The organism is Streptomyces sp. NPDC001904, assembly GCF_040297005.1.
GTDB lineage: Bacteria > Actinomycetota > Actinomycetes > Streptomycetales > Streptomycetaceae > Streptomyces.
Genome location: NZ_JBEOYI010000007.1, coordinates 130,341 through 142,672, shown reverse-complemented (window position 1 = coordinate 142,672; position 12,332 = coordinate 130,341). Strand labels below are relative to the sequence as shown.

The window sequence follows — 12,332 nt, the reverse complement described above, 5'->3', positions numbered from 1 at the left end:
CGGCGTGTCCGCGTCCGTACGTGCCTCAGGAGGCGCCGCCGCCGGGCCGCGCCAGCTCGAACCAGACCACCTTGCCGGTGGACAGCCGGGTGGCACCCCAGCGCCTGGCGAGACGGTTCACCAGGAACAGGCCGCGGCCGCCCTCGTCGGTGGCGCGCGCCTGCCGCTGCCGGGGCAACTGCGGTACGTCGTCGCCGACCTCGCAGCGCAGCACGTCGGTGCGCAGCAGCCGCAGCGTCACCGGCCGGGACGCGTACCGCACCGCGTTGGTGACGACCTCGCTGACCAGCAGCTCGACGGAGTCGGTCAGCTCCTCCAGGCCCCAGCGGGCCAGCGCGCTGCGCGCGAGGCGCCGGGCCCGGGACGGCGCCGCGTCCTCCGGCTCCAGGAACCAGTACGCGACGTCGCTCGGCGCGATCCCGTCGAAGCGGGCGGCGAGCAGCGCGATGTCGTCGTCCCGGTCGCCCGGACCGAGCATGTCGAGCACCTCGTCGCAGAGGGCCTCCAGGGGCGGCGGATGGTCCGGGCCCGTCAACTGGGCCGTGTTCGCCAGCCGTTCGCGCAGCTGCTCTATGCCCGTCCATACGTCGCGCAGCCGGGACTCGACGAGCCCGTCCGTGTAGAGGAGCAGCGTCGCCCCGGCGGGCGCGTCCAGCTCCACGGCCTCGAAGTCGACGCCGCCGACGCCGATCGGGGCGCCCGGCGGCACCCGCAGCACCTCCGCGCGCCCGCCCAGATGGAGCAGGACCGGCGGCGGATGCCCGGCGTTGGCGATGGTGATGCGGTGCGAGACCGGGTCGTAGACCGCGTACAGGCAGGTCGCCATGCGGTCGGTGCCGAGCCGCTGTGCCTGCTCGTCGAGGTGGTGCAGGACCTCCTGCGGCGGCAGGTCGAGCCCCGCGAGGGTCTGTGCCGTCGTGCGCAGCTGGCCCATGATGGCCGCCGACGTCATCGAGTGCCCCATGACGTCACCGACGACCAGGGCGACCCGGCTGCCCGGCAGCGGGATCGCGTCGTACCAGTCGCCGCCGACCCGCGCGGTCTCCGCCGCCGGGAGGTAGCGGGAGGCCAGCCGGACGCCGGTCGGGCGCGGCAGGGTCTCCGGGAGCATGGTGCGCTGCAACTCGTCGGCGATGTACGCCTCGCGCCCGTACAGGACCGCCTTGTCGATGCCGAGCGCGCTGTGCGTCGCCAGCTGCCCCGCCACCAGCAGGTCGTCGGGGTCGAAGGGGATCCGGTCCTGGCGGCGCAGGAAGACCGCGGCCCCGATCACCCTCCGGCGCCCGCGCAGCGGAGCCAGGATGACGCGCTGCCCGGTCGGCAGCGACGGCTCGCCGCCCAGGAGTTCGGGCAGCGCGGCCTGCGCGGCCGTCGTGTCCGCGAACACCGGGCGGACGCCGCGCAGCACCTCGGCGAGCGCGCCGCCGACCCGCACCTCGCACAACTCGGCGCTTCCCGACGCCAGTTCCGTCTGCGGCGGGAGCGGCACGGCCAGGATGGAGCCGTTGTCGGTGTCGGCGTCCCCGGCGTCGGGGATCCGGTCGGTGCGGCGCAGCCGCAGCACCATCGGGCCCGTCGGACGCTCGTCGCCGACCGGCAGCGGCTCGCGCAGATAGACCAGGATCGCGTCCGAGAACGTCGGCACCGTGGCCCGGCACAGGCCCATCACGATCTCGTCGAGGTCGATGCCGCGGGCGATCCGCCGGGTCGCGGCGCCCACGAACCGCAGCCGGTCCCCGTCCCGGCGCATCGCCACCGGCTGGCCCGCCGGACGCGGCTGCCCGGAGCGCCGCTCGCCGCCGCCGGCCGGCGGCCCGGACGGGTCGGGGCGCACCGGCTCGGGCGACGGCGTCCGTGGCTGCGAGTGCTCGGCGTCCGCGGACGAGGGCGTGGCGGAGCGGCGCGGCTGCTCCGGTAACCCGCCGGAGCCCTCCGCGGACTGCGGGGTGTGCCGCAGCGCCGCGCGAGGGTCCGCGGGGCGGGCCGCCATGCCGTGATGGCGGCCTTCGTGGGAGCCTTGATAAGAGGCTGAGTGCTCCGTCACGCGTGTCGAATCCGTCCGTCCGGGGCTGCGCGCCGTGTCACTGGCCGATGCGTCGGCCGTTGATGAACAGCTGGTGCTCGGGTGCCCGCAGAAAGGCCGATACCCGGAACGTGTGCCCAGGGAACGGAATCCCGGCGTCGCACGGGGCGGGGACGGCCGCGGGCAGGTGTCTGTCGGCCATCTCGGACGGGACACCCCTGAGTTGACGGCCCACGCCGCCCGATCCACCCACGCTCACGGTCCCGCCGCCCCTCGATGGCCTCGTTGACATCGTGTCAGACCCACTACTGGTGCGAAGAGTTGCCGCCGGAACTCCACACATCCGCAGTTGTTCGCTCTTGCGGAGGACGATCCTACGTTTCCTCCCCGGGGGCGCATCAAGGGTCTCATGAGGACACATGCGCGGGCGTACGGTCCCAGTCGGCGGGCAGCGGCGGCACCGGCCACGCCGGATCGGGGCGCCAGTGCTGCCAGCCGTCGGCGAACGGATGGCCCCAGTCCTCGATCACCTCGACGGCCCGCGCGCCCGCCTCGCGGACCCGCCGGGCCTGCTCCACGCCCATCAGGCCCACCGCCTGGGCCTGCGCGAACTCGTCCTCGTCGTGCCAGCGCCAGCTCCGGTCCTCGTACACCGACAGGTCGAGGAAGTGGTCCTCGGAGTCGACACCGCCCGACCAGCGGGTCTGCGGCTGTTCGAGGTTCACGTACCAGTTGCGGAAGCGCCAGTCCTGCTCCCAGAACAGCCACACCGACCACGGCTCGCCGGGGCGTGCCAGCTTCAGCACGCCGGCGCCGAACCAGCGGTCGCGGTGCACGGTGCGCGGCTTGGTGTAGCGGGTCGCCAGCGGCTCGCGGTGCAGCGGGGTGCCGTCCGCGAGCACCGGCCTGACGCACTCGGTGCCCGGGGCCATCCAGGCGGCGAGCAGGTCGTCGGTGTCCTGGACGACCGTGACCGGACGGCAGATGTGGACAGGCCCGGAACCCGGGTGGCCCGTATTGGCGCGATAACGCCACAGGATCTGCTCCCCGGGCGCCCAGCGCCCCTCGCCCGTCCGGTCGTTGTCTGTCATGGACAGATATTAGGTGCCGCTGGCATACGACGGCAGCGACCGACGTCACGATGACGCCATCCGGCCATCACTCGTTACGGACGGGTCATCCGCAGGACATCCAGCGCCTCGTCCAGCTGCGCCTCGGTGAGGTCGCCGCGCTCGACGTATCCGCCCTCCATCACGACCTCGCGGACGGTCTTCCGCTCGGCGAGGGACTTCTTGGCGACCTTGGCCGCCTCCTCGTAGCCGATGTACTTGTTCAGCGGGGTCACGACCGAGGGGGAAGACTCGGCGTACTCGCGGGCGCGCTCCCGGTTGGCGGTGATGCCGTCGACCGTGCGGTCGGCCAGGAGCCGGGAGACGGACGCGAGCAGCCGGATCGATTCCAGGACATTCTTGGCGATCACCGGAAGCATGACGTTCAGCTCGAAATTGCCCGCCGCGCCCGCCGTGGCCACCGTCGCGTCATTGCCGATCACCTGTGCGGCGACCATCAGGGTGGCCTCGGGAATGACCGGATTCACCTTGCCCGGCATGATCGAGGAGCCGGGCTGGAGGTCGGGCAGGTTGATCTCCGCGAGGCCCGTGCGGGGTCCGGACGCCGCCCACCGGAGATCGTTGGCGATCTTCGTCAGGCCGACCGCGATGGTCCGCAGCTGCCCGGAGGTCTCCACGATGCCGTCGCGCGCGCCCTGCGCCTCGAAGTGGTCGCGCGCCTCGGTCAGCGGCAGCCCGGTGGCGCGGGCCACTTCGGCGATCACGGCGGGCGAGAACCCGGGCGGCGTGTTGATGCCCGTACCGACGGCCGTGCCGCCCAGGGGCAGTTCGGCGAGCCGGGGGAGCGAGGCGGTGAGCCGCTCGACGCCGTAGCGGACCTGCGCCGCGTACCCGCCGAACTCCTGGCCCAGCGTCACCGGCGTCGCGTCCATCAGGTGCGTACGGCCCGACTTCACGACGTCCGCGAACTCCTCCGCCTTGCGCTCCAGGGACGCGGCGAGGTGGTCGAGGGCCGGGATCAGGTCGTGGGTGACGGCGGCCGTCGCGGCGATGTGGATCGAGGACGGGAAGACGTCGTTCGACGACTGCGAGGCGTTCACGTGGTCGTTCGGGTGCACCGTGAAGCCGGGGCGGTCCAGCCGCTCGGTGGCGAGGGTGGCGAGCACCTCGTTGGTGTTCATGTTCGAGGAGGTGCCGGAGCCGGTCTGGAAGACGTCGACCGGGAACTCGTCGTCCCAGCGCCCCTCGGCGACCTCGGCCGCCGCGTCCGCGATGGCGCCGGCGATGTCCTTGTCGAGCACCCCCAGCTCCGCGTTGACCTTCGCGGCCGCGCCCTTGATCCGGGCCAGGGCCTCGATGTGGGCGCGCTCCAGGCGCTGGCCGGAGACGGGGAAGTTCTCCACGGCGCGCTGGGTCTGGGCCCGCCACTTGGCGGTGGCGGGGACACGGACCTCGCCCATGGAATCGTGCTCGATGCGGTAGTCGGTCATACCTGGTACAGCACGTGCACCCGCGCCGGTGTTCCCGGCGCAACGCCGGACGAGCCGTTCATCGGGCCCGTCCGGCGGATACGCGGGCGGGGTCAGACCAGGCCGGGACCGCGCACCGGGATGTGCGTGAACGTCGGCTCGGGGGCCGGGTTCTGGAAGAAGTCGTTGCCCTTGTCGTCGACGACGACGAACGCCGGGAAGTCCTCGACCTCGATCTTCCAGACCGCCTCCATGCCGAGCTCCTCGTACTCGACGACCTCGACCTTCTTGATGCAGTCCTGGGCGAGGCGGGCGGCCGGGCCGCCGATGGAGCCGAGGTAGAAGCCGCCGTGCGCGTCGCACGCGTCGGTGACCTGCTGGGAGCGGTTGCCCTTGGCGAGCATCACCTTGGAGCCGCCCGCGGCCTGGAACTGCTCGACGTAGGAGTCCATGCGGCCGGCCGTGGTCGGGCCGAAGGAGCCGGACGCGTACCCCTCGGGCGTCTTCGCCGGGCCCGCGTAGTACACCGGGTGGTCCTTCAGGTACTGCGGCATCTCCTCGCCCGCGTCGAGCCGCTCCTTGATCTTGGCGTGCGCGATGTCGCGGGCGACCACGAGCGGGCCGGTCAGGGAGAGCCGGGTCTTGACCGGGTGCTTGGTCAGCTCGGCGAGGATGGCGTCCATCGGCTGGTTCAGGTCGATGCCGACGACATCGCCCTCTTCCAGATGCTCGTCCGTCGTCTCCGGCAGGAAGCGCGCCGGGTCCGTCTCCAGCTGCTCCAGGAAGACGCCCTCGGCGGTGATCTTCGCGACGGCCTGGCGGTCGGCCGAGCAGGAGACGGCGATGGCGACCGGGCAGGAGGCGCCGTGCCGGGGCAGGCGCACCACGCGCACGTCGTGGCAGAAGTACTTGCCGCCGAACTGCGCGCCGATGCCGATCTTCTGCGTCAGCTCGAAGACCTTCTCCTCCAGCTCCTTGTCCCGGAAGCCGTGGCCGAGCGCGGAGCCCTCGGAGGGGACGTTGTCCAGGTAGTGCGCGGAGGCGTACTTCGCGGTCTTCAGCGCGTACTCGGCGCTCGTGCCGCCGACGACGATGGCGAGGTGGTACGGCGGGCACGCGGCGGTGCCGAGCGACCGGATCTTCTCCTCCAGGAACTTCATCATGGAGGCCTCGTTCAGGACGGCCTTCGTCTCCTGGTAGAGGAACGACTTGTTGGCCGAGCCGCCGCCCTTCGCCATGAAGAGGAACTTGTAGGCGCCGCCGTCGGTCGCGTACAGCTCGATCTGCGCGGGCAGGTTCGAGCCGGTGTTCTTCTCGTCCCACATGTTCAGCGGGGCCATCTGCGAGTAGCGCAGGTTCAGGTTCTTGTAGGCGTCGTAGATGCCCTTGGAGAGCGCCTTCTCGTCCTCGCCCTCGGTCAGCACGTTCTGCCCGCGCTTGCCCATGACGATCGCGGTGCCGGTGTCCTGGCACATCGGCAGCACGCCCGCGGCCGCGATGTTCGCGTTCTTCAGCAGGTCGAGCGCCACGAACTTGTCGTTGTTCGACGCCTCGGGGTCGTCCACGATGCGGCGCAGCTGCGCGAGGTGGGCCGGGCGCAGGTAGTGCTGGATGTCGTGGATCGCCTCGGCGGCGAGCGTGCGCAGCGCCTCCGGCTCGACCTTCAGGAACGTACGGCCGTCCGGCCCCTCGGCGGTGGTGACGCCCTCCGAGGTCACCAGGCGGTACGGGGTGGTGTCCTCGCCCTGGGGGAGCAGATCGGTGTACGCGAACTCAGGCATCTCGCCCATTCCTCTTTCGACCGGTGGCAGCTGGCATCCATTGGCAGCGCCAACCAGCGTAGAACCTGGCCGGGCGGCCGGACCTGTGAGGTAAGGCTCAGTCGGTCCCGGTTCGGTGGCCGCGCACCCTAGTCGCGATCTATCGCGTTTGGGTACGCTGCTGCCGTGGACCTTCAAAAGCGCCCTGAGCAGCCCGCCCCGACCGCCTCCGCGCCGGCCCCCGCCGACCTGCGCGCGTCCGACGCGGACCGGGACCGGATCGCGGACATCCTGCGCGAGGCGCTGGCGGAGGGCCGGATCGACGCGGACGAGCACGCCGAGCGCATCGACGGGGTGTACCGCGCCAAGACGGTGGGTGAGCTGGAGCCGCTGGTCAGGGATCTGCCCGGCGCGCACACGAGCAGGCCGTCCGTCGCCGCCCCGGCGCCGGACCAGCCGGCCCCCGGCACCATCCCGCCGCTGCCGGGGGAGAACCTCGTGGCGGTGTTCAGCTCCACCACCCGCAGGGGCCGCTGGCGCGTGGGGCGGCGCACGCACGCGTACGCCGTGTTCGGCAGTGTGGAGATCGACCTCAGCGAGGCGATCTTCGAGTACCCGCAGGTCTACATCAAGGCGGTCTCCGTCTTCGGCAGCGTCGACATCCGGGTCCCGGAGAACATCTCGCTGCGCGGCAGCGGCGGCGGCATCCTCGGCAGCTTCGAGGTGGACGCGATGGACGCGCCGGAGCCCGACGCGCCGGTCGTCTACGTCGACGGGGCCGCGGTGCTCGGCAGCATCGAGGCGAGACCCAAGCGCGGCAGGATCGTCGCGAAGATCGAGAAGCACCTGCGCAAGCACTTCGGCTGAACTCCCGTACGGGCCCGGGAACTTCCGTGCTTCGGAACTCAGTGCATAGGCGTCGACACAGCGGGTAGAGCTTGGGGCATCGTCTACCGATCGACCCCTGTTGCCTCTGAAGCTCGCGAAAGCCGCCGTAAGCCGTCGTCAGGAGTAGACCGTGCTGCATCCGCCGCATCAGTCCTTGCAGGTCACCGCCGTTCCGCAACAGCGGGTGCCCGTGCGGGACCGGGATCAGGACGCACCGTGGCACACGGAGGCCGTGTGCAGGCGCGACGAGGCGGGACTGTTCTTCGCCCCATCAAAGGAGCCCACCGCCGCGCGCCTCGCGCGCGAGGAGGCGGCCAAGCGGGTCTGCGCCCGCTGCCCGGTCCTGGTCGAGTGCCGCGAGCACGCCCTGCTCCAGCCGGAGCCGTACGGGGTGTGGGGCGGCCTGACGGCGGCCGAGCGCAGGGTGGTGCTGGCGCGCAGGCGCCGCCGCGACGTGGAACTCAAGAACACGGGCCGCCCGGTGGCGGCCGCGGGCTAGCCGACGCCCGCACGGGGCGCGGGGGAGTGTGCGAGGGCCTCAGGCGCGAGAAAGGCGCCCCGTGCGACGGGGCGCCTCCGGCCGCGGTACGGGCCCGCTACTTGGCCCGGTCGAAATCGATCGCCGAGTAGGCGCGCAGCTTGCTCAGCCGGTGCTCCGAGTCGATCTGCCGAATGGTCCCGGACTTGGACCGCATCACGAGCGACGACGTGGTCGCGCCCTCGGACTGGTACCGGACGCCGCGCAGCAGTTCGCCGTCCGTGATGCCGGTGGCGACGAAGAACACGTTCTCCCCGGAGACCAGGTCGTCGGTGGCCAGCACCCGGTCCAGGTCGTGCCCGGCGTCCAGCGCCCGCTGCCGCTCCTCGGCGTCCTTGGGCCACAGCTTGCCCTGGATCACACCGCCCAGGCACTTCATGGCGCAGGCGGAGATGATGCCCTCCGGCGTACCGCCGATGCCGAGCATCAGGTCGACGCCGGTGCCCTCGCGCACGGCGAGGATCGAACCGGCGACATCGCCGTCCGAGATCAGCTTGATCCGGGCGCCGGTCTCCCGGATCTCCTTGATGATGCCCTCGTGGCGCGGGCGGTCGAGGATGACGACGGTGACGTCCTCGGGGGAGCGCCGCTTCGCCTTGGCGACCCGGCGGATGTTCACCGACACCGGGGCGTTGATGTCCACGTAGTCGGCGGCCTCCGGGCCGGTGACCAGCTTGTCCATGTAGAAGACGGCGGACGGGTCGAACATCGTGCCGCGGTCGGCGGCGGCCAGCACCGCGATCGCGTTCGGCATGCCCTTCGCGCAGAGCGTCGTGCCGTCGATCGGGTCGACGGCGATGTCGACCTCGGCGCCGGTCCCGTCCCCGACGTGCTCCCCGTTGAACAGCATCGGGGCCTCGTCCTTCTCACCCTCGCCGATGACGACGACACCGTTCATCGACACGGTGGAGACGAGGGTCCGCATGGCGCGCACGGCGGCGCCGTCCGCCCCGTTCTTGTCGCCGCGGCCGACCCAGCGGCCGGCGGCCATGGCGGCCGCCTCGGTGACGCGGACGAGTTCCAGGGCGAGGTTGCGGTCGGGGGCCTCGGAGGGAACCTCGAGTTCGGACGGCAGCTGGTGATGCTGATGCTCGGTCATCGAGACGCACCTTTCTGTTCCGGCGTTTCTGCGTTTCACCGGGATACGACGACGGCCGGATGAGGGTTGATGTGTCCCGACTCTATCGTTCGTACGACAATCTGAGCAGACCGCCCCACGAATGAGCGGTTACGTTCATGACAGGTATGCACATCGAGGTGCATACCGGGCCGCGAACGGGGACCTCCCGGCGGAGATCGTTCGGCCACCTGCGACGATGGGCGGGTGGCAGGAAGAAATGGCAAGAAGACGGTGGGCAGCCTGGTGCTGTCCCTGGGTGTCTGTGTCGTGGCGGCGGGCGTGATCTACGCGTTCGTCCCGCACGACGACTCCAAGGAGACGCCTGTCAAGCGCGTGGACTACCGGGTGGAGCTGCTCTCGGCCCGCCGTGCGGCCTCCTATCCGGTGGCCGCCCCCGAGGGCCTGGCGAAGTCGTGGAAGCCGACGTCCGTGCGCTACGACGGCGAGGGCAACGAGGCCTGGCATCTCGGCTTCCTCGACCCCGACGGCCAGTACATCGCCGTCGAGCAGTCGACGGACAAGCCGTCCCGCTTCATCGACGAGGCGAGCCAGGGCGCCGAGGAGACCCGCCACGAGCAGACCATCAACGGGGCGCGGTGGCAGCGCTACAAGGGCGAGAAGTACGACGCCCTGGTCCTGAAGCAGAAGAAGGCCACGACGGTGGTGACCGGCACGGCCGGCTTCGACGGCCTGACGAAGATGGCCGAGTCGCTGAAGATGGAGCGCGACACGTCGGCGTGACGGTGTCGCCCCGGATTCGTCGGGCGGGGCCGTCCGGTCGACCGAGGGCATGACGAAAGACCCCGGCTTCTGGGGGAAGCCGGGGTCTTTGCGTGTGCTGGGGGGTGTCTGGCTCAGACGGTGGTGATGACCTGGTCCTGGGCGAGGCGCGGGGAGCGGGGGAACCAGGCGTTGTCGCCGGGCTTGCCGATGTTGATGACCATCAGGGGGGTGTGGTCGTCGTCCAGGAACTCCTTCTGGACGCCGCCGAAGTCGAAGCCGGTCATCGGGCCCGCGGCCAGACCGGCGGCACGCACGCCCATGATGCTGTGCCTTCCCGGGGGCGACCCCCGGACCCCCGGCCGGGAAGGCCTGCCGGTGTGGCGGGTGAGCGAAAGACCCCGGCTTCTGGGGGAAGTCGGGGTCTTCGTGTGTGCTGGGGGGTGTCTGGCTCAGACGGTGGTGATGACCTGGTCCTGGGCGAGGCGCGGGGAGCGGGGGAACCAGGCGTTGTCGCCGGGCTTGCCGATGTTGATGACCATCAGGGGGGTGTGGTCGTCGTCCAGGAACTCCTTCTGGACGCCGCCGAAGTCGAAGCCGGTCATCGGGCCCGCGGCCAGGCCGGCGGCACGCACGCCCATGATGAAGTAGCCGGCCTGCAGCGTGGCGTTGACCAGCGCGGCCTGCTCGCGGACCGGGCGCTCGGAGAAGAACGCGTCCTTGGCCTGCGGGAAGTGCGGGAGAAGCTGCGGCAGCTCCTCGTGGAACTCGTTGTCCGCCGAGAGGATCGCGACCAGCGGGGCCGACGCGGTCTTCGGCTGGTTGCCCTCGGCCATGTGCTTCACCAGGCGCTCACGGGCCTCGGGGGAGCGGACCAGGGTGATGCGCAGCGGCGACTGGTTGAAGGCGGTGGGGCCGTACTTGACCAGGTCGTAGATCGCCTGGACCTGCTCGTCGGTCACCGGCTCGTCGGTGAAGGTGTTCGCGGTGCGGGCCTCGCGGAAGAGCAGGTCCTGGGCGGCGGAGTCAAGAACGAGGGACATTGATCAACCTTCTCGTACGGATCAACTGACGTCCCTGACCCTACGCCGATGAGGTTCAACTTTCAACAAACACCTTCGTGACCCTGTTCACAAGAGGCACGGGGGCGCCCGGCGTCAGTCCTCCTCCGGGTCGCCCGCCTCCCCGTCCCCGGCGGACTCCTCGGCCAGCGCCGCGTCCAGCCGGGCCCGCGCCCCGTCCAGCCAGCGCCGGCACACCTTCGCCAGCTCCTCGCCCCGCTCCCACAGCGCGAGCGACTCCTCCAGGGACGTGCCGCCGGCCTCCAACCGCCGTACGACGTCGATCAGTTCGTCCCGGGCCTGCTCATAGCCGAGCGCCTCGTCGGCCGCCTTCGTGGTCATGCTGTTGTCCGTCCTCACGCTTCGGTTCCTGTGACTCGTACGGTGAACTCGCCCTCGGCGACCCGGGCCCGCAGCTCCTCGCCGCCCGCCGCCTCCTCCGGAGCGCGCACCACATGGCCGTCCGCCTTCTGCAGGACCGCGTAGCCCCGCTTGAGGGTGGCGGCCGGCGAGAGGGCGACCACACGCGCGTGCGTGTGCGTCAGCTCCGACTCGGCGCGGTCCAGGAGATGGCCGAGGGTGCGGCGGCTGCGCTCGGTCAGCGCCGTGATCTGCGCCTCGCGGTCGTCGACCATGCGGTGCGGGTCCTCTATCGACGGCCGGGCCAGCGCCGCAGCGAGCCCCCGCTCCTCCCGGTCGAGGAACGCCTCCACACTGCGCCGGGCCCGGTCCCGCAGGAACCGCACCCGCTCGTACTCCTCGCCCACGTCCGGCACCACCTTCTTGGCGGCGTCGGTCGGGGTGGAGGCCCGCAGGTCGGCGACGTGATCGAGGAGCGGATTGTCCGGCTCGTGGCCGATCGCGGAGACGACCGGTGTCCGGCACGCCGCCACGGCCCGTACCAACTGCTCGTCCGAGAACGGCAGCAGATCCTCCACGCTGCCGCCGCCGCGCGCCACGACGATCACGTCGACCTCGGCCAGCGCGTCCAGCTCCTTGACCGCCTGGACGACCTGCGGCACCGCGTGCACGCCCTGCACCGGCACATTGCGCACCTCGAAGCGGACGGCGGGCCAGCGGTGCCGTGCGTTCTCCAGGACGTCGCGCTCGGCGGCCGAGGCCCGCCCGCAGACCAGGCCGATCAGCTGCGGCAGGAACGGCAGCGGCTTCTTGCGGTCGGCTGCGAAGAGCCCCTCGGCCGCCAGCGACTTCTTCAGCTGCTCCAGGCGCGCGAGCAGCTCACCGACGCCGACCGGCCGGATCTCGGCGGCCCGCAGCGAGAGCTGACCGCGCGGCGCGTACCACTCCGGCTTCGCGTGCACGACGACCCGGGACCCCTCGCGGACCACGTCCGCCACCGCGTCGAACACCTGCCGGTAGCAGGTGACCGAGACCGAGATGTCGTGCGACGGGTCGCGCAGCGTCAGGAACACGACACCGGCACCGGGCCGCCGGGACAGCTGGGTGATCTGCCCCTCGACCCACACGGCACCGAGCCGGTCGATCCATCCGCCGATCAGCCGGGACACCTCGCCGACGGGGATCGGGGTGTCCGAGGACGTGTTGACAGCCATGCCGCGAGCGTAGCCGCCGGGACCGACAGCCTGTGGGTCACACGGGTTGTCCTGTGCGCGCCCCGGCGCGACCTGCCGCACCCCATCCCCGGCCGTCCCTAGCGTCGGC

Annotated in this window: 11 protein-coding genes and 1 pseudogene; 3 read left to right on the top strand and 9 right to left on the bottom strand. The window is 71.4% G+C overall.

The window, feature by feature from the left end; all coding sequences use genetic code 11:
• Nucleotides 1-25: 25 nt before the first annotated feature.
• The 4 genes from ABT127_RS13915 to ABT127_RS13900 all read right to left on the bottom strand — a co-directional run bounded on the left by ABT127_RS13915 (nucleotide 26) and on the right by ABT127_RS13900 (nucleotide 6,343).
• Nucleotides 26-1,990, bottom strand: a complete 1,965-nt coding sequence (locus ABT127_RS13915) for an ATP-binding SpoIIE family protein phosphatase (protein ID WP_351449077.1) — start codon at nucleotides 1,988-1,990, stop codon at nucleotides 26-28.
• A gap of 440 nt (nucleotides 1,991-2,430) precedes the next feature.
• Nucleotides 2,431-3,114 carry a cytidylyl-2-hydroxypropylphosphonate hydrolase gene (gene fomD, locus ABT127_RS13910; RefSeq protein ID WP_351448527.1) on the bottom strand — a complete coding sequence of 228 codons (684 nt, stop codon included), beginning with the start codon at nucleotides 3,112-3,114 and terminating at the stop codon, nucleotides 2,431-2,433.
• 74 nt (nucleotides 3,115-3,188) lie between these two features.
• Nucleotides 3,189-4,583: a class II fumarate hydratase gene (locus ABT127_RS13905; protein WP_351448525.1), complete on the bottom strand. Its 1,395-nt coding sequence runs from the start codon at nucleotides 4,581-4,583 to the stop codon at nucleotides 3,189-3,191.
• Between the two features lie 92 nt (nucleotides 4,584-4,675).
• On the bottom strand, nucleotides 4,676-6,343 hold the full coding sequence (locus tag ABT127_RS13900) for a fumarate hydratase (protein WP_351448522.1): 1,668 nt from the start codon (nucleotides 6,341-6,343) through the stop codon (nucleotides 4,676-4,678).
• A 165-nt stretch (nucleotides 6,344-6,508) separates the two neighbouring features.
• Here ABT127_RS13900 and ABT127_RS13895 point away from each other — a divergent pair, with 165 nt between their 5' ends.
• Together ABT127_RS13895 and ABT127_RS13890 are read left to right on the top strand one after the other, a co-directional pair.
• Nucleotides 6,509-7,189 (top strand): DUF1707 SHOCT-like domain-containing protein, encoded by a 681-nt coding sequence (locus tag ABT127_RS13895; protein ID WP_351448519.1) that lies wholly within the window; start codon nucleotides 6,509-6,511, stop codon nucleotides 7,187-7,189.
• Between the two features lie 151 nt (nucleotides 7,190-7,340).
• Nucleotides 7,341-7,709 carry a WhiB family transcriptional regulator gene (locus tag ABT127_RS13890; protein ID WP_351448516.1) on the top strand — a complete coding sequence of 123 codons (369 nt, stop codon included), beginning with the start codon at nucleotides 7,341-7,343 and terminating at the stop codon, nucleotides 7,707-7,709.
• A gap of 97 nt (nucleotides 7,710-7,806) precedes the next feature.
• Here ABT127_RS13890 and glpX read toward each other — a convergent pair whose 3' ends face one another.
• Nucleotides 7,807-8,847, bottom strand: a complete 1,041-nt coding sequence (glpX, locus tag ABT127_RS13885; RefSeq protein WP_351448513.1) for a class II fructose-bisphosphatase — start codon at nucleotides 8,845-8,847, stop codon at nucleotides 7,807-7,809.
• 225 nt (nucleotides 8,848-9,072) lie between these two features.
• On the opposite strand from glpX, the gene ABT127_RS13880 reads away from it, so the two are divergent.
• Nucleotides 9,073-9,609 (top strand): DUF4245 domain-containing protein, encoded by a 537-nt coding sequence (locus ABT127_RS13880; RefSeq protein WP_351448511.1) that lies wholly within the window; start codon nucleotides 9,073-9,075, stop codon nucleotides 9,607-9,609.
• Between the two features lie 113 nt (nucleotides 9,610-9,722).
• Here ABT127_RS13880 and ABT127_RS13875 read toward each other — a convergent pair.
• The 4 genes and pseudogenes from ABT127_RS13875 to xseA all read right to left on the bottom strand — a co-directional run.
• A pseudogene (locus tag ABT127_RS13875) lies at nucleotides 9,723-9,914 on the bottom strand (malonic semialdehyde reductase); the annotation flags it as partial.
• A 126-nt stretch (nucleotides 9,915-10,040) separates the two neighbouring features.
• Nucleotides 10,041-10,631: a malonic semialdehyde reductase gene (locus ABT127_RS13870; RefSeq protein ID WP_351448508.1), complete on the bottom strand. Its 591-nt coding sequence runs from the start codon at nucleotides 10,629-10,631 to the stop codon at nucleotides 10,041-10,043.
• A gap of 114 nt (nucleotides 10,632-10,745) precedes the next feature.
• Nucleotides 10,746-10,991: an exodeoxyribonuclease VII small subunit gene (locus tag ABT127_RS13865; protein ID WP_351448506.1), complete on the bottom strand. Its 246-nt coding sequence runs from the start codon at nucleotides 10,989-10,991 to the stop codon at nucleotides 10,746-10,748.
• Between the two features lie 14 nt (nucleotides 10,992-11,005).
• Nucleotides 11,006-12,223 carry an exodeoxyribonuclease VII large subunit gene (gene xseA, locus ABT127_RS13860; RefSeq protein WP_351448503.1) on the bottom strand — a complete coding sequence of 406 codons (1,218 nt, stop codon included), beginning with the start codon at nucleotides 12,221-12,223 and terminating at the stop codon, nucleotides 11,006-11,008.
• Nucleotides 12,224-12,332: the final 109 nt, after the last annotated feature.

Bases quoted from the DNA above. Each gene is read 5' to 3' on its own strand.
- ABT127_RS13870 (WP_351448508.1), bottom strand. From the start codon at position 10,631: ATGTCCCTCGTTCTTGACTCCGCCGCCCAGGACCTGCTCTTCCGCGAG.
- ABT127_RS13905 (WP_351448525.1), bottom strand. From the start codon at position 4,583: ATGACCGACTACCGCATCGAGCACGATTCCATGGGCGAGGTCCGTGTC.
- ABT127_RS13900 (WP_351448522.1), bottom strand. From the start codon at position 6,343: ATGCCTGAGTTCGCGTACACCGATCTGCTCCCCCAGGGCGAGGACACC.
- ABT127_RS13865 (WP_351448506.1), bottom strand. From the start codon at position 10,991: ATGACCACGAAGGCGGCCGACGAGGCGCTCGGCTATGAGCAGGCCCGG.
- ABT127_RS13915 (WP_351449077.1), bottom strand. From the start codon at position 1,990: ATGGCGGCCCGCCCCGCGGACCCTCGCGCGGCGCTGCGGCACACCCCG.
- glpX (WP_351448513.1), bottom strand. From the start codon at position 8,847: ATGACCGAGCATCAGCATCACCAGCTGCCGTCCGAACTCGAGGTTCCC.
- fomD (WP_351448527.1), bottom strand. From the start codon at position 3,114: ATGACAGACAACGACCGGACGGGCGAGGGGCGCTGGGCGCCCGGGGAG.
- xseA (WP_351448503.1), bottom strand. From the start codon at position 12,223: ATGGCTGTCAACACGTCCTCGGACACCCCGATCCCCGTCGGCGAGGTG.